This is a genomic window from Ensifer adhaerens (assembly GCF_028993555.1).
Classification (GTDB): Bacteria; Pseudomonadota; Alphaproteobacteria; order Rhizobiales; family Rhizobiaceae; genus Ensifer; species Ensifer adhaerens_I.
This window is the reverse complement of record NZ_CP118611.1, coordinates 1,773,939-1,797,752: the sequence shown is the minus strand read 5'-3', so window position 1 is coordinate 1,797,752 and position 23,814 is coordinate 1,773,939. Positions and strand designations below refer to the sequence as shown.

Sequence of the window (23,814 nt, the reverse complement as noted above, 5' to 3'; positions counted from 1 at the left end):
TCCTCTCCGCTGAGGTCGCCTGTCTGTCCCGTTTGAAGGTCTGCAAATCCAATTTTAGCTGTCGTGGTGAAATCCAGTACGCCGATAACACCCGCGCGTTGCCCTGCCTTTCAATGCGGTCTGGGCGTTTCTCGATTTGAAGGGGGCGAAGAGCTTGTCGTAGCGTGTTGCGAATGTGCGTCTCCAAACTCGCTATTGCCCTATGGCTTAGACAGCAATCCGTCACTACCAGGTCTCGCCCCGCTCCATCGCCAGTTCTGCCTCGAGGCTCTCGGTGTCGCGGAAGATCGTGGCGACCGCCAGTACTCGTCCGCCGCGCTTGAAGCGCAGGAGGCAGTCCTTGGCGGGAATGTCGCCCTCGACCTCGATCTCGTCCCATGCCTCGGCATGGCCGACATAGTTGATCGGAACGTTGTAATGCTGGCTCCAAAAGAACGGCACACCCGTGAACTTCTTCCGGTGTCCGAGCATGTTGAGTGCGGCCGCAGCGCCTTGCCGCTGCGCCACCACCCAGTGCTCCACTCTGATGTTTTCGCCACTATGGGGATCGGGCCACCGGGCAATATCGCCGGCCGCATATATGCCCGGCACGCTGGTCTCCAGATAGGCATCGACCCGGACGCCTCGATCGGTGGCGAGCCCGGCCGCTTCGGCGAGACCGACCCGCGGCCGCACGCCGATGCCGGCAACGACCATATCTGCGGCCAGGATGCCGCCGCTGCTCAGCTGGATCTTCGTTGCGCCGATGCTCGCTGCTGTATCCCCAAGGTGGAAGATGACGCCATTTTCCTCATGCAGGGCGCGGATGAAATCGCCGATCTGCGGCCCCAGTATCCGTTCCATTGGCCGTTCCTCGGGCGCCACCACATGCACTTTGACACCGCGGCCTCGAAGTGCGGCGGCAACTTCTAGGCCGATGAAACTGGCGCCCAACACGACCGCGCTGCGTGCGGTGCCGGCTTGCGCGATGATCTTCCGACTGTCGGCAAGCGAGCGCAGCGTGTGGACATGGGGCTGGTCGGCGCCGGGTATGGTCAGGCGAACCGGTTCGGCGCCCATCGCCAGCAACAGTCTGTCGAAAGCGACCCGCGCCCCATCGGCGAGCAAGACTTCGCTGGCGCGGACATCGATGCCGGTAACCTTGGTTCCGAGGCGCAAGTCGATGCCGTTCCTGGTATAGAAGCCCTCCTTGCGCAGCGGGATCCAGTCCTCCGGCGCCTTACCGGCGAGATAGTCCTTCGAAAGGTTAGGGCGGTCGACGGGCGGCGCCTCGTCATCGCTGATCATGACGATGGCGCCCTGGAATTGTTCGCGTCGAAGTCTTTCGGCGGCGGCAAAGCCGGCGGCGCCGCCACCGACGATAACGATCTTTTCGGGAGTCGCTCCGTCGCCTTCGCGTGAAACCGGCGACTGCTTCTTGCGCTTCTCGCCGACGACTATTTTGTCGCCGTGCTGCTCAACCGACCAGCAGGCGAGCGGCGATAACGCCGGAGCACGCAAGGCCTCTCCGGTGCGCAGATCAAAGCAGGCGTGATGCCAGGGGCAGCGAACCGTGTCGTCGGCGACGAGGCCATCCACTAGCGGCCCACCGTAATGCGAGCAGCTAGCGGCTATCGCGAAGATCTCGGATCCGCGGCGCACCAGAAGCACCGGCTCGCCATCGCGATGACCGACCAACTTGCCGCCATCGGGGAGATCGGCGAGTGCAATGCCGAGGGCGAGATCGGGTCCGCTCGCGTCTGAATGGTTACCGGCCATCTTCTCCTCCGTCGAAGGGCAGCTACCGGTGTCGCCCACTGCGACGCCGGGCTTGCTCAGCCAACAGGCAACTCGTCTGGAATTGTCCGCCATTCTGGCTCCCAGGCAAGCGAATTTGACCTGCAGTTGCGCGCAATTTTTGCAATGTGCCCCGTACGAACAACCCGGGCGCCGGCGCTGTGCCGATCGCAATTTTCCGAACCAATTTCGACTTCAAGCCCGCGGAGTTGGCCCGATACAGGGACTGGTTGAAAGTCGTGGCGTCGCCCGGTTGTACGCGCCCTTGCCGATGACTATGTGTGCGGCAGCCAAAAAAGGATCAAACCCAATGCGTATTGTCACATTGTTGCTCGTACTTTCCGCGCTCGCCGGATGCTCTCAGACCGCCGGCGGTGCGAGCAGTGTCAGAGAGGATTACTACGGCGGCGACGGCGGTTTCTATGCGGGCGCGGTTGCCCCGCGCTGAAGCGGCGCCGGCGACGCTGCAAGCGCGCTGCTGATGGCCGTGAAAACTCCGACCGCGGCTGGCATCGCGTCATCCTCGCCTGTAGTGGCGTCGAACGTCACTACAGCGACACTGTGAGGACCACGAAGATATTTTTGTTGAGCCTTCAACCGGTCAAGCCGCGCGAAACATCTCGATGGCGGCGGTCGCTTTTTGCCATCGGCGCTGTAGGCACGCTCAGGTCAATTGAACACACAGTCCTGCTCAGCGTAGGAAAATCCGCTTGGATCGAAATGCGACCAGCCCGACTATGCGATACTTGTTTCCACCGCATCGAAAAAGCCGCTACGACCTCTTTGCACATATGTTCTCATTTTATGCGTCCAGGATCGCATGATGTATCGAGGGGAACTGGCGCCTTGGTAGACTAGGGCTTGCGTCCGCTTAGCAGGACTTAGATCCGCCGCGAAATCCCTACAAGCGGATGACAGCATTTTGCGGACCTAACCACGGCTCTCTCTATTCAAAGTTTGTCTGCCCCCATCAAACAGGATGCTGTGTAAGATTTCCCCAACTCGCACCGCCGGTTCACGCCTCTAATGGCCGCGCCTCGGTGCCTTTCGTTCCGTGGGGAAAACAATGGATCTGCAAAAGATCAAGACGCTTCTCGATTTTGTCGGGCGTTCGCGTGTCTCCGAGCTGACAGTCAGCGATGCGGAAACAACTGTCGTCATTCGCAATCCAGTTCGTGAAACTGGAGCCAACCAGGGTACCGCGACCGCAGTTCAGGCAACGCCATCGACGGTCGACGCGGCTAGGTTAGATGACCATCCGCAAACACAGATTGTTCGTGCTTCGACCTCAGGCATCGTACACCGGTCGAACAGCCCGGGATCCGCTCCACTCGTCGCGGCAGGTGATCCGGTTGAAGTGGGGCAGGCTCTGTGCATTGTGGAGGCGATGAAGGTCTTCACGACCATCTCGACCCCGTTCGGCGGCATCGTCAAACGCGTCTTCTTTGAGGATGGGCAGGAGGTTTCTTTCGGCGATGCGCTCGTGGAGATCGGCTGATGGACGCGTCCTTCAAGGCCGTCCGGCAAATCGGCCAACCATTCCAGTCCGTCCTCATCGCCAATCGCGGAGAAATCGCCGTCCGGATCGAACGGGCCTGCAAGGAACTCGGCCTTCGCGCAATCCTTGTTGCATCCGAGGCGGATAGGGCAGGAGCGGTAGCGCCGGGCGAGGGTGGTCCGCTCTCGATTGGGCCGTCAGCGCCTGCCAGAAGCTACCTCAACCAGGCGGCGATCGTCTTAGCCGCGCGTGTAACCGGCGCGGAGGCGATCCATCCGGGATACGGGTTTCTCTCGGAAAATGCCGATTTCGCTGAAGCAGTCGAAAAGGCCGGGCTGGTTTTCATCGGACCTCCGGCCTCGGCGATCCGCACCATGGGTGACAAGATCGCTGCGAAGCGCGCCATGATGGCCGCCGGGGTCCCTTGCGTGCCGGGACCTGGCGAGCCTCTACCTGATGATGTCGGGGCCGTGCGTGCCATTGCCGAGGCCATTGGCTATCCGGTCATCATCAAGGCGGCCGGCGGCGGCGGCGGGCGGGGCATGCGCGTCGTGCGCGACGGCGCCGATATAGCCGGTGCGGTCGCGGTTACGCGCGAGGAGGCGCGCCGCGCCTTCGGCAAGCCTGAACTTTACCTGGAGAAGTTTTTGGAGCACCCGCGTCATATCGAGTTCCAGGTGCTCTGCGACAATCACGGGAATGCCGTCTGGGTTGGTCATCGCGATTGCTCCGTTCAGCGGCGGCACCAGAAGGTCGTCGAGGAGGCGCCGGCACTCGGTATTGCGCCGGAACTCGCAGAGAAGATCGGCGCACGCTGTGCGGAGGCCTGCCGGCAGATCGGCTATCGCGGCGTTGGTACCTTCGAGTTCCTCTACGAGCACGGCGAGTTCTACTTCATCGAGATGAACACGCGTCTGCAGGTCGAGCATCCAGTCACGGAGGCAACAGCCGGTGTCGACCTTGTGCACGAACAACTGCGTTCGGCTCAGGGCGACGTGCTTGACACGAGCCGGTTTCGCGGCGAGGCGCGCGGGCACGCCTTCGAATGCCGTATCAATGCGGAGGACCCAACCACCTTCGTGGCTGCCCCCGGCCGCATTTCAGCGGTTCGTTTTCCGAGCGGACCCGGCATTCGCGTCGATACCCATGTCTCGGCCGGATACCGGGTTTCACCCTATTATGATTCCCTGATTGCCAAGCTGATCGTGCATGCGCCGACCCGCGACGAGGCGATCCGGCGCACGCAGGTCGCCCTTTCGGAGACCAGGATCGAGGGCATCTCCACCAATCTTCCGCTGCACGAGAGGATCTTTGCCGACCCGGAGTTCGTGCAGGGCTGCGTCGATATCCATCATCTTGAAAAACGTTTGAGGGAGGAAGCCGGTGTCAAGGCGTGATCGCTCGTCGGGCAGATCCGGGATCGGCGATTTCTCCGATCCGGCGCTCATCTCCACTTTGACTGCCTGGCTTAGCGCTTCCGGCGCGAGTGAGTTGGAGATCACCACGAAGGACGGGCCCGCCCTGAAGATCGTGCTGGCCCCTGATGCCAGATTGGCGAGGCAGCCTGAAGATGTACGAGATGTCGCCTCGTCGGTGACAGAGGGATGGGCGATCAAGGCACCGCTCGCAGGGGTCTTTCGCGATCGACATCCCGGTGACGTCGATGCTTCACCGCTTGCACGTCAGGGCAGCACGCTCGAGGCGGCCGAGATCGCTGGTTTTGTGGAGGTCGGGCCCATCCTGCTTCCATTCATCGCGCCGAAAGCCGCGATCGTCTCGGGCGTTCAGGCCCGCCCCGGCGAATTGGTCGGCTACGGCGATCCGGTGTTCATGATGGAACATGCTCAATGAGTGTCCTGCAGCAGCCCCCGTTTCCGTCGCCCGTCTCAATCGTTCCTGATACCGAGGGGCTGGCAAAGATTTCCTTTATCGGCACGCGCGCCTTTCTGCTTGAAGCGCCCGGTGACTTCGACTTGCCAAACCAAAGGCGTATCTGGGCGCTTACGCGCGCGCTCGAGACGCACAGCGACGTCGCCGAGATCGTTCCCGGTATGACGAACCTGCTTGTGATGTTGAAGGCGACCCCGGACGATCCGGACGCGGTCGTCCGGCAGCTGCACGAGGAATGGCGGCGAGCGAAGGGCATCGATCTCGCCGGTCGGCAAATAGAAGTCCCCGTCACCTATGGCGGCGAACATGCCACCGACCTGCCGGCCCTCTGCAACCTCAGCGGCCTCAGCGACCGCGAAGTCGTGCGCATTCACCACGAAGGCATTTATCGCGTCTTCGCCCTCGGCAGTGCGCCGGGCTTCGGATACCTGCACGGGCTTGATCCGCGCATCCACATGCCGCGAAAGACCGTTCCCTCGCTGAAGATGGCACGGGGCTGCGTCACGATCGGCGGCATGCAGACCGGTGTGGCGGTGCTGACCGGCCCGAACGGATGGAATTCGATCGGCTTTGCCGAGCTTCAGATGTTCGATCCTGAGGCAGCAACGCCCGCCCTGATGGCGCCCGGCGACACCGTGCGCTTCCGTCCTGAAAGGATCGAGCTGTGATCGAGATCATCGAAACCGGCCCGTTGAACACCGTCCAGGATCTCGGGCGTCCGGGCTATCGAAGTATCGGGGTCACGGCCTCCGGCGCAATGGACCCCCTGGCCATGGAGATCGGCAACATTCTCCTCGGCAATCCCCAGGGTGCTGCGGTCCTCGAGGTTCAGACTTTCCCCTTCCGGCTATGCTTTGTCAAAGGTGGTGCATTCGCGCTTACCGGTGCCGATTGCCGGGCGAAGCTTGACGGCCTCGCCCTTCCGCCCTGGTGGGCAGTGGAAGCCAAGGCCGGTCAGGTGTTGGAGCTCTTCCCGCCGCTTCGCGATGCACGTGCCTATGTGAGCCTGGCTGGCGGGGTCGATGTGGCAGAGGTGATGGGATCGCGCAGCACCTCGCTGCGTGGAAGCTTCGGTGGGTTTTCCGGCCGGACCCTTGCCGCCGGAGACGGCATCGCGACCGGTCCGGTCGAACCTGCTCACCTGCCGAAGGGCGGCTTCGGCGTTGTGCCGCCAGCAGTTGCCTTGAGGGATGCGTTTCCTGTCGACGAAGATGGTGCGCTTCTCATTCGCGCGCTGCCGGCCGGCGAACACGATCTTTTTGGGTCTGACACGGACCGGTTCTGGCGCCAGCCGTGGAAGATCTCGGCGCGCAGCGACCGCACCGGATACCGCCTCAGCGGAGATCCGATCCATCCGGTGGAGGTGTTGGAGATGCGTTCGCACGGCGTCGTGCCCGGTGTCATCCAGGTGCCGCCCGCGGGTGAACCGATCGTCCAGATGAGCGATGCCAACACGGCCGGAGGCTATCCGAAGATTGCCGGCGTCATCGAGGCGGATCTCTGGCGGATGGGGCAGGCTCGCATCGGTTCGACCCTGCGCTTCGTGCCGGCCACGCACGCCGAGGCTAGAGCCATCGAGAAGGCGCTCGCTGCCTATGTCGAGGACATCAGAATTACCGCGCGCCTCGTAAGTAAGGCGCTCGCCGCCATGGCTTAGGAGACATTCATGAAGGTGGATCTCAATTCCGACATGGGCGAGGGTTTCGGACCCTATTCGCTCTGTGATGACGAGGCGATGATGGATGTCGTGACCTCCGCCAACGTCGCCTGCGGCTTCCATGCCGGCGACCCGGAGACGATGGTCCGGATGGTGCGTCTCGCGCGGGCGAGGGGAGTGGACGTCGGCGCCCATCCGGGCTTGCCGGACCGGCAGGGCTTCGGGCGCCGGGAACTGCCCTTCGGTCCCGACGAACTGCGCCAGCAGATGCTCTACCAACTGGGCGCGCTGGTCGCGATCACCCGTGCGGAAGGTGTGCGCGTCTCCCATGTCAGTTTTCACGCTGCAATGGGCAACATGGTCAATCGCGACCCGACCCTGGCAGCCGCGATGATGGCGGCGATCCGTGCCGTCGATCCCGATCTGATTGTCTTTGGTACGTCCGGCAGCATCATTGAACGCGCAGCGCTCGATGCTGGGCTGAAGACGCTCACCCTCTTCCTTGCGGACCGCGCTTATGACGCCGAGGGCAAGCTCGTGCCCCGCGGACAACCCGGTGCCCTCGTCAAGGAGGAGCCTCGGTTGCGCGCAAGGGTGCGGCAGTTCCTGATCGAAGGCACAGTCACCGCCATCGACGGGACCGTGATCCCGATGCAGGCCCGCTCCATCCTCGTGCACAGCGATACGCCGGGTTCGCTTGAACTTGCCCGTACCGTCCGCAGCGAAATCGAGGCGACAGGCGGCGTGGTCACGCCTGTCTCCAAGCTGCTGGGCTGAGCCAGCCCGCCTACAAAACCTTATCCGTCCCCTATCGAAAGCAACGATCATGCCTGCGATTGCCGACCGTCTGAAGAACGTTTCCGTTTCCGCTTCCGCCACGATGACCCAGCGCGCCCGCGATCTTGCGGCGAACGGCATAAAGGTCATCAGCCTTTCCTCCGGCGAGCCGGATTTTCCGACACCCGCCAACGCCGTGGAGGCCGCCCACGCCGCAGCGCTTGCCGGCGACACAAAGTATCCGCCGCTTGATGGCACGCTGGCGCTCCGGCAGGCCGTCGCGCGCAAGTTCAAGCGCGACAACAGCCTCGACTACGATGCCTCTGAAATCGTCGTTGCCGGCGGCGGCAAGCAGATCATCTTCAATGCGGTCCTTGCCACCTGCAATCCCGGCGACGAGGTCGTCATCCCGGCGCCCTCCTGGATCAGCTATGCGGATATCGTGAAGTTCGCCGGCGCCGTTCCGGTTCCCGTCGATTGCCCGCAGCGGAACGGTTTCAAGCTGAGGGCCGAAGACCTCGAAACCGCGATCACGCCGCGCACCAAGTGGCTGTTTTTGAACTTCCCGAACAACCCGACCGGTGCTGCCTGCTCGCGCGCCGAGATGAAGGCGATCGCCGAGGTGATGCTCCGGCACCCGGACGTCTGGATCATGACCGACGATATGTACGAGCACCTGATCTACGACGACTTCGAATTCTGCACGATTGCCGAAGTCGAGCCCCGTCTCAAGGATCGCGTGTTGACGGTCAACGGTGCCTCGAAGGCCTATGCGATGACCGGCTGGCGTCTTGGATTCTGCGGCGGCCCGAAGGACCTGATCAAGGCGATCAGTAACGTCAACGGCCAGAACAGCGGCGGCACCTCAACGATCACCCAGGCCGCTGTTGCAGCGGTGCTCGACGGTCCACAGGACATCCTCAAGGAGCGGGCGGCGATCTACAGGAAGCGGCGCGACTTCGTGGTTGGGCGGCTGAGTGCAATCGAGGGCATCCGCTGCCACAAACCGGAAGGCGCATTCTACGTTTTTCCAAACATCGCCGAACTCATCGGCCGGACCAGCAGGAAGGGTCGCAGGATTGAGAACGACACGGATTTCGTCTTGGCGCTGCTCGACGAACATCATGTGACGACCGTGCAGGGCGCGGCCTACGGCATGAGCCCGTTCTTCCGTATTTCCTATGCCACCAGCATGGAACAGCTGAGCCAGGCTTGCGATCGCATCTCCGAATTCTGCATCGGCTTGCGCTAAGCGTTCAGCCTTTAGGCCTTTAGGCGGGCGGTAAGCTCCATGAGGATGGATCTCACCGCCAGTGCCGGCTCCGACAGTTCGCTCTGATCGGAAACGCAGAGCGACAGGGTCTCTTCGATTTTCGGCGTCACCATGCGCGAGACCAGAGGCTCGGAGGACTCAGCCACGATCCGTTCCGCGATCGCGCGCGGCATGATGGTCGCGCCGACGCCACTTGAGACGGCGCGCCCGAGCGTGCGGACGATCTCGACCTCAGCCACGACATTCAGAGACAGGCGCGCGCGCGTGAAAGAAAGGTCGATTGCCCGACGCACGAAGTTGTAGGGCGGCGGAAGAAGCAGCGGAACATCGTTCAGCACGCTCAACGGAAGCGGCGTATCACCCGGTTCGATGCCGAAATCGCGATGCGCCACGAGGTGAAATTCTTCCACGAACACTGGCTCGAACCGGACACCCTTGATGGGTCCCGTGCCATGGATCAGCGCCATTTCCAGCCTGCCGTTCATGATCATCTGGCTGTAGGTCTGGCCGACGCTTTCGGTCAGATGCAGCAGGATGCCGGGATGCCGCTTGCGCGTCTCTGTCAACAGGTCGACGGAGAGTGTGGCAGCACTTGAAAATGGCACAAGACCGACCGAGACGCGCCCGACAAGCGAGGCGCCGGCTGCCTTCACGTCTGCCTGCGCCTGGTCCATCTGGCGAAGAACGATCTGGGCATGACGGTAGACAGCCTTTCCCGCCTCCGTCATCGACACTCCCTGTTGGCTGCGGATCAAGAGCTTCTGTCCGAAATGGTCCTCCAGGGCGGCAAGTTGCTGGCTGAGGGCCGGTTGGGCGATGTGAAGAACGTCGGCGGCGCGCGTGATGCTGCCGGTATCGACGATGACGATGAAGGATTTGAGACGCCTGGTATCCATATGCCCTGCCTGCCTGTTCGGCCCAAATGTTACAGGCCGGTGGGTTCGCCGCAAGTCATAAGCCTTCGTTATCCATCCAGATTCAAACGGTCTTATTCAGACCTGAAAACCTTCGCTACTCTCTCTTTCAACAACAGGGGAACCAAAATGTCCTTTTCCGATTACAGAACCGCACTGGTGACGGGCGCATCCTCCGGGATCGGTGCTGCGGTCGTCGAGCGGCTGCGCCGCGAGGGTCTTGAGGTGCACGCGGTTGCCCGTAGCGCCGACGCGCTGAAAGCACTTGCCGAGCGCACGGGCTGTATTTCCCACGCTATCGATGTCACGGATCGTACCGCTCTGGCGAGACTTGCGGCCGAGGTCGAGTTCGACATCCTCGTGAACAATGCCGGCGTTGACCGGCCCAAAAAGTTTCTCGAGGCGGAGGATGGCGACATCGATCTCCTAATCGATGTCAACCTGCGCGCGGTTCTTCATCTCTGCCGGCTGATCGTGCCGGGCATGGCTGAGCGTGACCGCGGCCATGTCATCAACATCTCCTCGATTGCCGGCAACTACAACTTCAATGGCAACTCCACGTATCACGCGACCAAGGCTGGCGTCAGCATGCTCTCCAACCAGCTGCGCATCGATACCTTCGGCAAGCGCGTGCGCGTAACCGAGATCTGCCCAGGCCGGGTCGCGACCGACATCTTCAACCATGTGCACGGCAACGATCCCTCCATCCGCGAGCGCTTCATCGACGGTTTTGAACTGCCGCAGGCGAGCGACATCGCCGATGCCATAGCTTTTGCGATCGCCGCACCCGTCGCCGTCAATATCGGGCACATGGAAATCACTCCGACGCTTCAGGTGATGGGCGGACTGCAGACGGCCAAGCCGCAGACGGCAGGCAAACCGAAGGAACCAAGGTCGTGACGGGCTTCGAACTCGCCGCGATCCTCGGGAACCCGGAATACGTGGCCATGCTGGTGCATGGCATCGAGATGACCTTCATCATCGCCGTGTGCTCGTGGACCTTGGCGATGACGCTCGCAGTTATCTTGCTGGCGATCCGGTTTTCTCCCGGTCGCATCGGCAATGCGGTTGTCGCAGCCTACGTTTCCTACCACCGGAATGTGCCGACGCTCGTGCAGCTCATGCTCTGGTATTTCGGCATCTACACCATCCTGCCCTCAGGCCTTTCCGACTGGCTTTCCGCGCATTCGGCAGAAATGATCTTTGCCGTCGTTGGCCTCGGTCTCTGCCAGGCTGCCTACTTCAGCGAGGATCTGCGCTCCGGCCTTCGCTCGGTCAATCCGGGCCAGATGGAGGCCGCACGCGCCCTTGGGCACGGTTACCTCTCCGCGATGCGCTTCGTGCTGATTCCGCAGGGTGTTCGTAATGCCTTGCCGGCGCTCGTCAATCATAGCGTCTCGCTCTTCAAGAACAGCAGCCTTGCCATCGTGATCGGCGCCCCGGAGCTGACCCATGCGGTCAAGGAGATCGAGAACCTCTCCTTCCGAACCTTCGAAATCTACCTGATCGGTACGGTCCTCTATCTCTTCTTCTCGCTTCTGATCATGGCCGCCGGTGCCTACCTCACTTGGCGTGCTGATCCGGCGAATGGAGCAAGAAGATGATCCATGACCTGATCGCCATCGTCGACGAATACTGGCTGCTGCTCCTTATCGGGCAGTACCCGAACGGTCCGCTCGGCGGCCTTGCCAACACACTGATCCTTTCGGCGCTCAGCATCGCGATTGCCTTCCCGTTCGCGATCCTTCTCGCCTTCGCCAGGCTGTCGAAATACCGGATCCTGCGTTGGCCGGTGACCGTGCTCGTCTACGTCACCCGCGGCGTGCCGCTCCTGATGCTGGTGCTGTGGAGCTATTTCCTCGTGCCGCTTCTGACCGGCGCCGACGTGCCGAGCTTTCTCACCATGCTGACGACCCTGGTCGTCTACCAGGGCGCGTTCCTGAGCGAGATCATCCGCGCAGGCATTGTTGCCTTGGGGCAAGGGCAGATGGATGCGGCTCGTGCGCTCGGTCACAGCTATCTTAGTGCGATGCGCTACGTGATCCTGCCGCAGGCGCTCTACAACATGATCCCGAGCATGCTGTCGACCTTCGTCGCCACCATCAAGGACACGACGCTCGGCTATGTCATCAACGTGCCGGACCTGACCTTCGCTGCCAGCCAAGTCAACAACCAGCTCCTCACGCAGCCCTTCCAGGTCTTCCTCATCCTGGCGCTGACCTACTACGTGATCTGCTGGTCGCTCACCTGGCTCACCAACGTCGTCGAGCGGCGCATTACACGCCGGCGCGCTGGCCTTGTTGCCCCTAAGCGCCGCGGGCAGTTGCCGATTTCCCTGACACCGAACGCCACGGAGCAGCCATGACCGCGTCACCCTCCACCTTTGCAAAGGATCAGGCGATCCGGCTCGCCGATGTCCGCAAGAGCTATGGCGACTACGACGTCCTGAAAGGGATCGACGCGACAGTGGCGCGCGGGGAAGTGGTCGTCATCTGCGGTCCCTCCGGCTCGGGCAAGTCGACCTTGATCCGCACCGTAAACCGGCTCGAGGAGATCAACAGCGGCTCGATCTTCTTCGAAGGGCAGGACGTGCATGCGCAGATGAGCGGGCGGGACCTCAACCGGCTGCGCAGCCGCATCGGCTTCGTCTTCCAGAGCTTCAACCTCTTTCCGCACTTGTCCGCGGTCGACAATGTAGCGATGTCCCCGATCCGGGTGAAGGGGGTGGCGCCGGCGGAGGCGCACGAGAAGGCTTTGAAGCTGCTTGATCGCGTCGGCCTTCGCGAAAAGGCAAACTCCTATCCGGGTCAGCTTTCCGGTGGGCAGCAGCAGCGTGTGGCGATCGCACGCGCGCTCGCCATGGAGCCGCCTGTCATGCTGTTCGATGAACCGACCAGCGCGCTCGACCCGGAAATGGTCGGCGAAGTGCTGAACGTCATGAAGTCTCTCGCCGCCGAAGGCATGACCATGATGTGCGTCACACACGAAATGGGTTTCGCCCGCGATGTCGCTGACCGCATCTGGTTCATCGATGCAGGCCAGATCATCGAGACAGCAACGCCTGAGGAATTCTTCAAGAATCCCAGACATCCGCGCGCGCAACGGTTCCTCGCGGACCTGCGCCACTAGTGCATCCTGCCCTCAAGTGAATCACTTGATGGCAGAAAGATGCTCTAGAATCAAAGTGCTAGAGCGTCCTTTGTGCGTTCATATGAACGCACGGCGCTCTAGACCACGCAATAACCAACAACGAAGGAGAACAGCAATGAAGTGCAGGCATCTTATCCTCGGAATGACGGTTGCGGCGGCGGCGCTCGCAGGTCCCGCCAAGGCCGATCAGCTTGAAGACATCATCACGAACAAGACATTGCGGTGCGCGACCTTCGCAGACGTGCCCCCGTTTGCCGCTCCGGACGCAAAGACGCGCGAAATGGTCGGCTTCGACGTCGATCTTTGCGGCGCGATCGCCCGCGAACTCGGCGTGAAGGCCGAGATCAAGCCGGTCTCTGTCGAAGCCCGCGTGCCGGAGGTCAAGCTCGGTCGGGTCGATATCACTGTCGCCAACCTTGCCTATACCCAGAGCCGTGCTGAACAGATCCAGTTCAGCGATCCCTATTATCTGGCCAAGGAAATGCTGATCGTGCCTGCGGACGATGCCGGTAAGGCAAAGACCGACTATGTCGGCCAGCGCCTCGCCTCCACCAAGGGCTCGACTTCGGAGATGTCGATCAAGCTCAACAAGTCTGACCCGCTTACCTTCCAGGACACGGCATCGGCCTACCTCGCCGTGCAGCAGGGCAAGGCGCGCGGTATGGTCGCCAACACCATGACCACCACCAAGCTGGTCAACGAATCGAAGACCCGCGGCAAGCAAATGCGCATGATCCCCGAGCCGATGTTGTTCCAGCCAATCGGCATTGGCATGGCAAAGGATCAGCCGGCACTGACGTCCAAGATCAACGAAGTGCTGCGCAAGCTCGACGACAGCGGCGAGATCAACCAGATCTGGGACAAATGGCTCGGCCCGAACACCGAATACAAGATGGCTCGCACTGATAAGGTTGCACCGCTCTCCGAACTGAAGTTCGACCCGATCCCCTGATGGGGCCGGGTCTCGCGTAAGCGACCCCCGTTCTTCCGAATGTCTTGAACAACGCAAACGGCGGGCGTTGCGCCCGCCGCGACCACCCGTGGGAAAAATCATGACGCATATCAAGAAAATGCCCGTTCGCCCGAGTGCCGCTGAAGTGGAAGCGGTGGCCAGGTTCTCACCGGCTACGATCCATGAGGCACAGGGACGTCGGGGGGCACTGTCCTCCCGCATCAAGCCTGTTGACTACCGCATGAGGCTTTGCGGTCCGGCCTTCACGGTCCGTTGCGCACCTCGCGACAACATCATGCTGCAGCTTGCAATCAACTACGCTCAGCCGGGCGACATCATCGTCGTTTCGGCGGGCGAATACGAAGAGGCGGGATCGTTCGGCGATGTGCTGGCCAACGCGTGCCTCGCCAAGGGCATTGGCGGCCTTGTGACCGACAGCGGCGTGCGCGACACGATGCAATTGCGCGAACTCGGCTTCCCGGTGTTTTCGCTGAGCGTCTGCATCAAAGGCACGGTCAAGGAAACGCTGACCTCCACCAACGATGCGATCATCATCGGTGGAGAGGTTGTCCATCCCGGCGACATCATCGTCGGCGACGCGGATGGCCTGGTCGTTGTGCGGCGTGAAGAAGCGTTTGAGGTCGCCAAGCTGTCGCAAGCGCGAGAAGATGCCGAAGCCGAGTACATCGCCGCATACAAGGCGGGAAAGTCGGTCATCGAAGTCAGCAATCTCGAGCCGGTGCTGAAGGCAAAAGGGCTCGTGGTCGAAGGCTGACCTATGAGCCGGGGCGTCTCATGCGAGGCGCCCGGCGGTGAAGGAGAACTGGTTTGTCATTCCCACTTTTCGACCTCAAGGGCCGTCGCGCCCTGGTGACGGGCTCGTCGCAGGGTATCGGGCTTGCGCTGGCGCGCGGTCTCGCCGAGCACGGTGCCGCCCTCGTGCTCAACGGTCGCGACCGTCTAAAGCTTGATGCGGCCGCTGCCGCATTGAAGGAGGCCGGCCACTTGGTCGATGTCGCCGATTTCGACGTCACCGATGCCGAAGCGGTAAAACGTGGCGTCGATCAGATCGAGCAGGATATCGGCGCCATCGATATCCTCGTCAACAACGCCGGCATGCAGTTCCGCGCGCCGCTTGAGGATTTCCCGGTCGACCGCTGGGAACAACTGCTGAAGACCAATGTTTCGAGCGTCTTTTATGTCGGCCAGGCGGTCGCCCGGCACATGATTGGCCGCGGCGCCGGCAAGATCATCAACATCGCCTCGGTGCAGAGCGAGCTCGCCCGCCCGTCGATCGCCCCTTACACAGCGACCAAGGGCGCGGTGAAGAACCTGACACGCGGCATGTGCACCGACTGGGCAAAGTATGGCTTGCAGGTGAATGCGATCGCGCCCGGCTACTTCAAGACGCCGTTGAACCAGGCCTTGGTTGATAGCGCCGAGTTTTCATCCTGGCTGGAAAAGCGCACGCCGGCCGCCCGCTGGGGCGACGTCGAAGAACTCGTGGGTGCCGCGGTGTTCCTAGCGAGCAACGCCTCCTCTTTTGTCAACGGACACACGCTCTATGTCGATGGCGGCATCACTACCAGCCTCTGAGGTCTGCCTCGGCTTTGGCCCGGTCGTCGTTATGGGCGTATCGGGTTGCGGCAAGTCGGCGATCGGCGAGCGGCTTGCAAGCTATCTCGGCGCGCGTTTCATCGAGGGCGACAGCCTGCATTCGGTCGCCAATGTCGAAAAGATGCGCAGCGGCATCCCGTTGACCGACGCCGATCGCTGGCCCTGGCTCGACGAGGTTGGCAGCCGACTGGCCAGTTCGACCGCGACCGTCGTGTCGTGCTCGGCCCTGAAGCGCACCTACCGCCAACGTCTTCGCGAAGTCGCTTGGCAGCCGATCACCTTCGTCTTCCTGCGGGGGAGCCGAGCGCTGCTTGCCGCGCGGCTCGGTGAGCGAAAGGGCCACTACATGCCGCTGTCGCTGCTCGACAGCCAGCTTGCCACCCTCGAACTGCCATCGGGGGAGGCGGACGTCGTTACCATCGAAATCGATCAGTCGCTGGAGCGCATCGTAGCGCTGGCGATGAACACGCTGGCGATCCGCGCGGGTCGCAGCGCCAGTGAACAAACCACGGGAGGAAACTGATGACGAAACCGGACATCCTGCTGATGGGTCCCTATCCGGATTGGGATCTGGTGGAACTTGAAGCGCGCTATGCGGTCCACAAGATCTACGAGGCCGAGGATCGGGATACCTTCCTGAGAGCACATGGGCCGAAGATCCAGGCGATCGCCACTCGAGGCGAGATTGGTGCGTCGGCGGATCTGATCGGCCGGCTGCCGCAAGTCAAGATCGTCTCCGTCTACGGTGTCGGCTATGACGCCGTTGATCTCGTCGCTTGCCGCGAGCGCGGCATTCGCGTTACCAACACCCCTGATGTGTTGACCAACGACGTTGCTGATCTCGGCGTCGCGATGATGCTTTGCCAATCGCGCGGCATGATCGGTGCGGAAAGCTGGGTCAAGGACGGAAGCTGGGCAGCCAAGGGCCTCTACCCGCTGAAGCGACGGGTCTGGGGGCAGCGGGCCGGCGTGCTCGGCCTCGGTCGCATCGGCTTTGAGGTGGCCAAGCGCGTAAAGGGTTTCGACATGGACATCGCCTATAGCGACGTCTCCGAGAAACCCTATGCGGACGGCATGACCTTCGTCGCCGATCCCGTCGCATTGGCAGAACGCTCCGACGTGTTGTTCGTGACGCTCGCGGCCTCTGCCGCGACACGCCACATCGTCTCGAAGCAAGTGATCGAGGCGCTCGGTCCGGAAGGCATGCTGATCAACATCTCGCGGGCCTCCAACATCGACGAGGAGGCGCTGCTCGATGCGCTCGAAAGCGGTGCGCTGGGTTCGGCGGGGCTCGATGTCTTTGAAGGCGAGCCGAAGCTCAATCCCCGCTTCCTGAAGCTCGACAATGTCCTGCTGCAGCCGCACCACGCCTCCGGCACGATCGAAACCCGCAAGGCGATGGGCAAGCTCGTGCGCGACAATCTCGCTGCGCATTTTGCCGGCCAAGCCCTGCCCACCCCTGTCGTCTGAGGCCATAAGATGAAAGCCGTTGTTATTCACGCCGCCAAGGATTTGCGGATCGAGGATTGTGAGCTCGAAGCCTTGGGGGCGGGCCAGGTCGAGGTCCAGATCGAGGCCGGCGGTATCTGCGGATCGGATCTTCACTACTACAATCATGGCGGCTTCGGTACGGTGCGCTTGCGCGAGCCGATGATCCTCGGCCACGAGGTTGCCGGCACGGTGAAGGCGCTCGGTTCAGGGGTCTCGACTTTGGCCGTCGGCGACCGGGTGGCGGTGTCGCCGAGCCGCCCCTGCGGGGCTTGCGACTATTGCCAGCGCGGCCAGCAGAACCATTGCCTGAACATGCGCTTCTACGGCAGCGCCATGCCGATGCCTCATATCCAGGGGGCGTTCCGGCAGCGCCTGGTCGCCGAGGCGTGGCAGTGCCACAAGATCGCTGACGGCGTCTCGAGCAACGAGGCGGCAATGGCCGAACCCTTTGCGGTGACGCTTCACGCCGTTTCGCGCGCCGGCTCTCTGCTCGGCAAGCGGGTTCTGGTCACCGGCTGCGGGCCGATCGGGGCACTGGCGATCATCGCCGCGCGTGTTCACGGCGCGCGCGAGATCGTCGCGACCGACGTCATGGACGGTGTGCTCGACAAGGCGCTATCGATCGGTGCGGACCGGGTGATCAATGTCGCCAACAATCCCGATCGCCTCGCAGCCTATTCGGCAAATAAGGGCTATTTCGACGTTCAGTTCGAGGCCTCGGGCAATGCGCAGGCGGTGCGCTCTGGCCTCGACGTCCTCAAACCGAGATCGGTGCTCGTCCAACTCGGACTTGGCGGCGATGTCGCCATCCCGCAGAACCTGGTGGTGGCGAAGGAGATCGAGATGCGCGGGACGTTCCGGTTCCACGAGGAGTTTGGCCTTGCCGTCGATCTCATCAATGCCGGCCGGGTGGACCTGACCTCGCTCCTGACCGGGATCTTCCCGCTGGAAGACGCGGTGCGCGCCTTCGAGACCGCCGGCGACCGCAATCGTTCGATGAAGGTGCAACTTGCCTTCTAGCCTTCATCCCTCGGCTGGGGCTCCATCGGCCGGTTCCCCCGATCGATGGGGCCGCAATCACCCTCGTTGAAGAACAATAGCTCGCGTCCAATCTCCTCGAGGAGGCAATCACGTGTCACCGGCGGAAATCGGCCTAATCGGTCTCGGCGTCATGGGCTCGAACCTGGCGCTCAACATCGCTGAAAAGGGCAACAAGATCGCGGTGTTCAACCGCCCCGTCGAAGCGACGCACAAATTCTACGCGGAAGCCGGCGAGCTGAAGGGCCAGATTGTGCCCTGCGATACGATTGAAGAATTCGTCGCTGCCATCCGCCCGCCGCGCCCGGATTTCGTCGCCATGCGGCGCCGCTGTCCAGGCCTGCCGCCGGCTTCCCGGGGCATGCCCGGCGAATAAAATCGTTTAGGGAAACCTAAAAAGCGACAGGAATGGACGGATTCGCGGCAAGCCGTACTGGACAGTACTCTCTAAGTCTGCATGTTCTGCTGTCGCATTTGTTGAGGGACATAGGCGTTGCGTAGTCGGCGGGAGAGGACAGACAAGCATGGCGATTAAAATTGGTGCGCCGCGGGAGGTAACCGCAGGTGAGGCGCGCGTGGCACTGACACCTGACAGCGCGGTGCAGCTTGCCAAACTTGGTTATGGCAGCATCATCGAAACGGGCGCCGGCGTTGCGGCCGGTTTTTCCGATGACGCCTATCGGGCCGCGGGCGTTGAGGTGGCCACGTCAGCCGAGGCGCTCTGGGCCTCGGCTGACGTGATCGTCAAGGTGCGCCCACCGCAGCCGTCCGAGATTGCGTATTTGTCTGCGGACAAGACGCTGATCTCGTTCTTCTATCCCGGCCAGAACGGTGAGTTGCTGGAGCTTGCGCGGTCGAAGGACGCCAACGTCATCGCCATGGACATGGTGCCGCGCATCTCGCGCGCCCAGAAGATGGATGCGCTGTCGTCGATGGCCAACATCGCCGGCTACCGCGCGGTGATCGAGGCCGGCAACAACTTCGGCCGATTCTTCACCGGCCAGGTGACGGCTGCCGGCAAGGTGCCGCCGGCAAAGGTGCTGGTGATCGGTGCCGGCGTTGCCGGTCTTGCCGCGATCGGCGTTGCCACCTCGCTTGGTGCCCAGACCTATGCGTTCGACGTTCGCCCTGAGGTCGCCGAGCAGATCGAAAGCATGGGGGCCGAGTTCGTCTATCTCGATTTTGCCGATGGCGAGGGGGGCGCTCAGCAGGACGGTGCGGCAACCGGTGGCTATGCGGCCCCGTCCTCGCCAGAGTTCCGCGAGAAGCAGCTTGCCAAGTTCCGGGAGCTCGCACCTCAGATCGACATCGTCATCACCACGGCGCTGATCCCCGGCCGCGATGCGCCGAAACTCTGGCTTGCCGACATGGTGGCTGCGATGAAGCCGGGATCGGTGGTGGTCGACCTTGCCGCCGAACGCGGCGGCAACTGCGATCTCACCGTCGCCGATCAGCGCATCGTCTCCGACAATGGCGTGATCGTCATCGGTTACACGGACTTCCCGAGCCGCATGGCTGCGCAGGCCTCCACGCTCTATGCCACCAACATCCGGCATATGCTGACCGACCTGACGCCGGGCAAGGATGGCAAGCTCGTCCACAACATGGAGGACGACGTCATCCGTGGAGCGACCGTCACCTTCGACGGGGCGATCACCTATCCGCCGCCGCCGCCGAAGATCGCCGCGATCGCGGCGCAGAAACCAAAGGAGAAGGTGAAGGAGCCGACACCGGAGGAAAAGCGCGCTTCAGAGGCCGCAGCCTTCAAGGCCCAGACGAAGAGCCAGCTTGCACTGCTTGCCGTCGGTACGGCGCTGCTGCTCATCGTCGGCGCCTTTGCGCCACCAGCCTTCATGGGCCACTTCGTCGTCTTCGTGCTCGCCTGCTTCGTCGGCTTCCAGGTCATCTGGAACGTCTCGCATTCGCTGCACACGCCGCTGATGGCCGTCACCAATGCGGTCTCCGGCATCGTCATTCTCGGCGCGCTGCTGCAGATCGGGTCAGCCAACTGGCTGGTGGTGCTGCTTGCGGCACTCTCGGTGCTGATCGCCACGGTCAACATCGTCGGCGGCTTCCTCGTCACACGGCGCATGCTCGCCATGTTCCAGAAATCCTGATCGGGCAGGGGTAAACATCATGATGATCGGTATCGTATCGGCCGCCTATATCGCGGCAGCCGTTCTCTTCATCCTCTCGCTCGGCGGGCTCTCGGGCCAGGAAAGCGCCAAGCGCGCCGTTTGGTACGGCATTGTCGGCATGGCGCTCGCCATCATCGCCACGGTCTTTGGACCAGAGGTCGGCAACTGGCTCGTCATCGTCCTGATGATTGCGGGTGGCGCCGTGCTCGGTCATTTCGTCGCCTCCCGCGTCCAGATGACCGAGATGCCGCAGTTGGTTGCGGCACTCCATTCCTTCGTCGGTCTTGCCGCCGTGTTCATCGGCTTCAACGCCCACATCGAAGCGGCTGACGTTGCCGGACTCGACGCGGCGGCCCGCTCCGCACTGACCGGCTTTGCCGCGATCCTTGCGCACAAGGAACCGGTCGAACTGTCGATCATGAAGGTCGAGGTGTTCCTCGGCGTCTTCATCGGCGCCGTCACCTTCACCGGCTCCGTCATCGCCTTCGGCAAGCTTGCCGGCAAGGTCGACGGCAAGGCGAAGAAGCTGCCGGGCGGTCATCTGCTCAACGCTGCTGCAGCACTGCTCTCGCTCGTGCTCCTGGTGCTCTACGTCAATGGTGCCGGCACCTGGACACTGCTCGTCATGACGCTCGCCGCCTTCTTCATCGGCTATCACCTGATCATGGGCATCGGCGGCGCCGACATGCCGGTGGTCGTGTCGATGCTGAACTCCTATTCCGGCTGGGCGGCTGCCGCCATCGGCTTCACGCTCGGCAACGACCTGTTGATCGTCACCGGCGCGCTCGTCGGCTCCTCGGGCGCGATCCTCTCCTATATCATGTGCAAGGCGATGAATCGCTCCTTCATCTCGGTCATCCTCGGCGGCTTTGGCGCGACGAGTGGGCCGCAGATGGAAATCACCGGCGAGCAGATCGCCATTGATGCCGATGGCGTGGCCGCAGCCCTCAATGACGCGGACTCGGTGATCATCGTGCCGGGCTACGGCATGGCGGTGGCGCAGGCGCAGCAGTCGGTCTCCGAACTGACCCGCAAGCTGCGGGCGGCCGGCAAGAACGTGCGCTTCGCCATTCATCCGGTTGCCGGGCGTCTGCCGGGCCACATGAACGTGCTTCTGGCCGAGGCGAAGGTTCCCTACGACATCGTGCTCGAGATGGACGAGATCAACGAAGACTTCCACGAAACCGATGTCGTCATCGTCATCGGCTCCAACGACATCGTCAATCCGGCCGCCCAGGAAGACCCGAACTCGCCGATATCAGGCATGCCGGTGCTAGAAGTCTGGAAGGCCAAGCAGGTGTTCGTCTCCAAGCGTGGTCAGGGCACCGGTTACTCCGGCATTGAGAACCCGCTGTTCTACAAGGACAACACCCGCATGTTCTACGGTGACGCAAAGAAGAGCATCGACCAGTTGCTGCCGGCGTTGGCGTGATGCGTCCTTTGAAAACTCTCGATCCCATCGAGTGCGGTGGGATCGCGGGTTCACGTCCATTCCAGAGCACCATTGCTCGGAAAAGCGATCGCCCGTCTTTGAAGATTTATGCAGACATGGTGTCGTTTGACCTTGGAACCTTAGGCTCACTGTTCAACGATCCGACCAAGGTATGCTGAGGCAGCCGAGAAACTAAGGCAATCCGATCATTCTTCGGGCGAACGCGAAGCCGGGGCGTGATACGTTGCGTCCGATGATTGTCTGGTCTCACCAGAACCTATCCGCCTAGCACGGGTACTGGGATAATCTTTGGCGGCGCCGGCAATTCTATGTGTCCCAAGGATCAGAACTGATCGCCTTCGGACCGAGCAAGTGGTTTGGCGCGGCCCCGCGCGGAGGTCTCTATGCCCTTGTTTATTGTGCACCATCAGCACTCGCCCGGCACTTTTCCAGCGCACGATCCGGTCAAGGGGGTGAAGCTGCTGAACCATTTGAGCCGGCCGAGCGCCGCTCGCCACGGTGTGCTGATCAAGGCGGAGGCAGTCGCGCAGGGCTCACATTCATTGCTCTTGATTGCGGAAGCGGCGGACGAGAGCATTCTAGAAGCGTATTTGGCGCCACTCCGCGAAGCCGGTCAGGTCGAAGTGACCTTGGCGACGTCGTGGGCAGCCGTGGTTTCCGGCGGCTGCGATGCCAGCCCGATGGACGATTCTACCGCGTTGCTCGACCCCGCAGACGCATGCCAGGACGCCATCGAGGCTGGGCTTCTCATTCACCGCGTCCATCCGCTGAACGGTGAGACCTCGGTGCCGGACCTTGCAGGCGGGGCGGTGATGCCAAACGGTCGGTTCTACCTGCGCAACCACTTCGATATCCCGAGCCTCGACCGCGACGCCTACAGGCTTTCGGTCGCCGGTCTGGTCGAAAGGCCTCTGAGCCTGTGCATGAGGGAGCTTCACAACCTTCATGCCGAAAGCCTCGTGGTGACGCTGGAATGCGCTGGTAACGGCCGCAGCCTGTTCGAACCGACCGTGTCTGGCGAAGCCTGGGGACTGGGCGCCGTCAGCACGGCGGAATGGACTGGCGTTCCCTTGATGGAAGTGCTTGAGCGTGCGGGCCTGCAACCTGGGGCGACGGAATTCACGTTTCGCGGTGCGGATAGCGGGCTCGTGGATGGGCACGGCACGCCGGTCCGTTTCGAACGTGGCCTCAGCCTGGACCAGATACGTGAAGCGGGCGCACTTCTTGCCTACGAGATGAACGGCGAGCCGCTGTCATCGCCCCACGGTTATCCGTTGAGGCTGATCGTGCCCGGTTGGTATGCGGTGGCCTCCGTCAAGTGGTTGACCGAGATCGTCGTTACCGACCAGCCCTGCAAGGCCCACTATCAAACGGAGAAGTACTGGTTTCACTGGGTCCGGAATGGGCAAGACGAGCGCGCGCCGGTGGAGCTTATGAACGTGCGAGCGCTGATATCTTCGCCAGATGAGGGCGAGTGCCTGCCGCTTGGCGAGATCGCAATCCGTGGCGTCGCGTGGTCGGGGGCCGGGTGCATTTCCAGGGTCGATGTAAGCCTCGACGGCGGCCCGTGGCGCGAGGCGCGGCTCGTTGGTGAGCGGCGGCCCTCTTCCTGGCAATGGTGGGAGCTGATCACGCGACTTGAGCACACGGGGCCGCTCACAGTGCGGGCGCGCGCCACAGACACGGCGGGCCGGACACAGCCTGAGCGCGCCGAGTGGAACCGCCTGGGCTACGGCAACAACTCGATCCACTCGGTAGCGGCGCGCGTAATCTGAGGGCGGGAGGCGTGCACCTCGGCCAGCCGGCGCCTCTGTAGGTGCAGTGAGACGCGTGCTGGGTTTTGCAGCCGAGAAGACGAGCCGTGTGGTCTTTGACGCGACATCGAGATCTCGAACCTTGACTCTGTCGGAAGGGGCAAGCCGTAGCGGTTCGCTCTTCGTAGCGGTCGCGATAAACACCACGGTCCGGAACGATCGGGACTATCAAGACAGCTAGCCCGACCGTGTCTCAACCATCAATGATCGCATGGGGTTGTCGTCGATACGCGTACGCCGTGAAATGGATTATTGAAACTCCCCGAAGCGTGCACTAGGCGAGACAAGATCATGGTTCCCTACCTGCCCAGCGCCGAGTTGACAGGCTGCATCATGTATTATTGGCAAAATGCTTCAGTTGCTTTTGTGAAAATTA

At 62.3% G+C, this 23,814-nt stretch carries 23 protein-coding genes and 1 pseudogene; 22 read left to right on the top strand and 2 right to left on the bottom strand.

What is annotated here, in order from left to right; all coding sequences use genetic code 11:
* Nucleotides 1-225: 225 nt before the first annotated feature.
* Entirely contained in the window at nucleotides 226-1,758 is a 1,533-nt protein-coding gene (locus tag PWG15_RS28305) for an FAD-dependent oxidoreductase (protein ID WP_275024824.1), read from the bottom strand.
* Nucleotides 1,759-2,086: 328 nt separating this feature from the next.
* Here PWG15_RS28305 and PWG15_RS28300 point away from each other — a divergent pair, with 328 nt between their 5' ends.
* From PWG15_RS28300 to PWG15_RS28265, 8 genes are all read left to right on the top strand, one after another.
* On the top strand, nucleotides 2,087-2,224 hold the full coding sequence (locus tag PWG15_RS28300; RefSeq protein ID WP_275024823.1) for a hypothetical protein: 138 nt from the start codon (nucleotides 2,087-2,089) through the stop codon (nucleotides 2,222-2,224).
* A gap of 618 nt (nucleotides 2,225-2,842) precedes the next feature.
* Nucleotides 2,843-3,274, top strand: a complete 432-nt coding sequence (locus tag PWG15_RS28295) for an acetyl-CoA carboxylase biotin carboxyl carrier protein (protein ID WP_275024822.1) — start codon at nucleotides 2,843-2,845, stop codon at nucleotides 3,272-3,274.
* The gene (locus PWG15_RS28290; RefSeq protein ID WP_275024821.1) at nucleotides 3,274-4,671 is read left to right on the top strand and encodes an acetyl-CoA carboxylase biotin carboxylase subunit; all 1,398 of its coding nucleotides are present in this window, start codon (nucleotides 3,274-3,276) and stop codon (nucleotides 4,669-4,671) included. The genes PWG15_RS28295 and PWG15_RS28290 overlap by 1 nt, the downstream gene beginning before the upstream one ends.
* A 94-nt stretch (nucleotides 4,672-4,765) precedes the next feature.
* On the top strand, nucleotides 4,766-5,125 hold the full coding sequence (locus PWG15_RS28285) for a hypothetical protein (RefSeq protein ID WP_275024820.1): 360 nt from the start codon (nucleotides 4,766-4,768) through the stop codon (nucleotides 5,123-5,125).
* Complete coding sequence (gene pxpB / locus PWG15_RS28280) at nucleotides 5,122-5,832, top strand: 5-oxoprolinase subunit PxpB (protein WP_275024819.1); 711 nt, start codon at nucleotides 5,122-5,124, stop codon at nucleotides 5,830-5,832. The genes PWG15_RS28285 and pxpB overlap by 4 nt, the downstream gene beginning before the upstream one ends.
* Nucleotides 5,829-6,821 (top strand): 5-oxoprolinase subunit C family protein, encoded by a 993-nt coding sequence (locus tag PWG15_RS28275; RefSeq protein ID WP_275024818.1) that lies wholly within the window; start codon nucleotides 5,829-5,831, stop codon nucleotides 6,819-6,821. The genes pxpB and PWG15_RS28275 overlap by 4 nt, the downstream gene beginning before the upstream one ends.
* 9 nt (nucleotides 6,822-6,830) lie before the next feature.
* A complete protein-coding gene (locus PWG15_RS28270) occupies nucleotides 6,831-7,598 on the top strand; it encodes a 5-oxoprolinase subunit PxpA (protein WP_275024817.1) in 768 nt (255 codons plus the stop codon).
* 49 nt (nucleotides 7,599-7,647) lie between these two features.
* Nucleotides 7,648-8,850: a pyridoxal phosphate-dependent aminotransferase gene (locus PWG15_RS28265; RefSeq protein WP_275024816.1), complete on the top strand. Its 1,203-nt coding sequence runs from the start codon at nucleotides 7,648-7,650 to the stop codon at nucleotides 8,848-8,850.
* A gap of 11 nt (nucleotides 8,851-8,861) precedes the next feature.
* On the opposite strand, the gene nac is transcribed toward PWG15_RS28265, so the two are convergent.
* Nucleotides 8,862-9,767, bottom strand: a complete 906-nt coding sequence (gene nac, locus PWG15_RS28260; RefSeq protein ID WP_275024815.1) for a nitrogen assimilation transcriptional regulator NAC — start codon at nucleotides 9,765-9,767, stop codon at nucleotides 8,862-8,864.
* 147 nt (nucleotides 9,768-9,914) lie between these two features.
* Between nac and PWG15_RS28255 the strand changes: the two genes are divergently transcribed.
* The 14 genes and pseudogenes from PWG15_RS28255 to PWG15_RS28190 all read left to right on the top strand — a co-directional run bounded on the left by PWG15_RS28255 (nucleotide 9,915) and on the right by PWG15_RS28190 (nucleotide 23,399).
* Nucleotides 9,915-10,685 (top strand): SDR family oxidoreductase, encoded by a 771-nt coding sequence (locus PWG15_RS28255; RefSeq protein ID WP_275024814.1) that lies wholly within the window; start codon nucleotides 9,915-9,917, stop codon nucleotides 10,683-10,685.
* Nucleotides 10,682-11,389: an amino acid ABC transporter permease gene (locus PWG15_RS28250; protein ID WP_275024813.1), complete on the top strand. Its 708-nt coding sequence runs from the start codon at nucleotides 10,682-10,684 to the stop codon at nucleotides 11,387-11,389. The genes PWG15_RS28255 and PWG15_RS28250 overlap by 4 nt, the downstream gene beginning before the upstream one ends.
* Complete coding sequence (locus PWG15_RS28245; protein WP_275024812.1) at nucleotides 11,386-12,150, top strand: amino acid ABC transporter permease; 765 nt, start codon at nucleotides 11,386-11,388, stop codon at nucleotides 12,148-12,150. The genes PWG15_RS28250 and PWG15_RS28245 overlap by 4 nt, the downstream gene beginning before the upstream one ends.
* On the top strand, nucleotides 12,147-12,914 hold the full coding sequence (locus tag PWG15_RS28240; protein WP_275024811.1) for an amino acid ABC transporter ATP-binding protein: 768 nt from the start codon (nucleotides 12,147-12,149) through the stop codon (nucleotides 12,912-12,914). The genes PWG15_RS28245 and PWG15_RS28240 overlap by 4 nt, the downstream gene beginning before the upstream one ends.
* A gap of 136 nt (nucleotides 12,915-13,050) precedes the next feature.
* Complete coding sequence (locus PWG15_RS28235) at nucleotides 13,051-13,887, top strand: ABC transporter substrate-binding protein (RefSeq protein ID WP_275024810.1); 837 nt, start codon at nucleotides 13,051-13,053, stop codon at nucleotides 13,885-13,887.
* A 100-nt stretch (nucleotides 13,888-13,987) separates the two neighbouring features.
* Nucleotides 13,988-14,662 (top strand): 4-carboxy-4-hydroxy-2-oxoadipate aldolase/oxaloacetate decarboxylase, encoded by a 675-nt coding sequence (locus PWG15_RS28230; RefSeq protein WP_275024809.1) that lies wholly within the window; start codon nucleotides 13,988-13,990, stop codon nucleotides 14,660-14,662.
* A 53-nt stretch (nucleotides 14,663-14,715) separates the two neighbouring features.
* Nucleotides 14,716-15,483 (top strand): SDR family oxidoreductase, encoded by a 768-nt coding sequence (locus PWG15_RS28225; protein ID WP_275024808.1) that lies wholly within the window; start codon nucleotides 14,716-14,718, stop codon nucleotides 15,481-15,483.
* The gene (locus PWG15_RS28220) at nucleotides 15,452-16,027 is read left to right on the top strand and encodes a gluconokinase (protein ID WP_275024807.1); all 576 of its coding nucleotides are present in this window, start codon (nucleotides 15,452-15,454) and stop codon (nucleotides 16,025-16,027) included. The genes PWG15_RS28225 and PWG15_RS28220 overlap by 32 nt, the downstream gene beginning before the upstream one ends.
* On the top strand, nucleotides 16,027-16,974 hold the full coding sequence (locus PWG15_RS28215; protein WP_275024806.1) for a 2-hydroxyacid dehydrogenase: 948 nt from the start codon (nucleotides 16,027-16,029) through the stop codon (nucleotides 16,972-16,974). The genes PWG15_RS28220 and PWG15_RS28215 overlap by 1 nt, the downstream gene beginning before the upstream one ends.
* A gap of 9 nt (nucleotides 16,975-16,983) precedes the next feature.
* On the top strand, nucleotides 16,984-18,015 hold the full coding sequence (locus PWG15_RS28210; protein ID WP_275024805.1) for an L-idonate 5-dehydrogenase: 1,032 nt from the start codon (nucleotides 16,984-16,986) through the stop codon (nucleotides 18,013-18,015).
* Between the two features lie 112 nt (nucleotides 18,016-18,127).
* Nucleotides 18,128-18,370: pseudogene (locus PWG15_RS28205) on the top strand (NAD(P)-binding domain-containing protein); the annotation flags it as partial.
* 193 nt (nucleotides 18,371-18,563) lie between these two features.
* Nucleotides 18,564-20,150: a Re/Si-specific NAD(P)(+) transhydrogenase subunit alpha gene (locus PWG15_RS28200; RefSeq protein WP_275027237.1), complete on the top strand. Its 1,587-nt coding sequence runs from the start codon at nucleotides 18,564-18,566 to the stop codon at nucleotides 20,148-20,150.
* Nucleotides 20,151-20,169: 19 nt separating this feature from the next.
* A complete protein-coding gene (locus tag PWG15_RS28195; protein WP_275024520.1) occupies nucleotides 20,170-21,603 on the top strand; it encodes an NAD(P)(+) transhydrogenase (Re/Si-specific) subunit beta in 1,434 nt (477 codons plus the stop codon).
* A 404-nt stretch (nucleotides 21,604-22,007) separates the two neighbouring features.
* On the top strand, nucleotides 22,008-23,399 hold the full coding sequence (locus tag PWG15_RS28190) for a sulfite oxidase (protein ID WP_275024804.1): 1,392 nt from the start codon (nucleotides 22,008-22,010) through the stop codon (nucleotides 23,397-23,399).
* The last annotated feature ends 415 nt before the right edge of the window (nucleotides 23,400-23,814 follow it).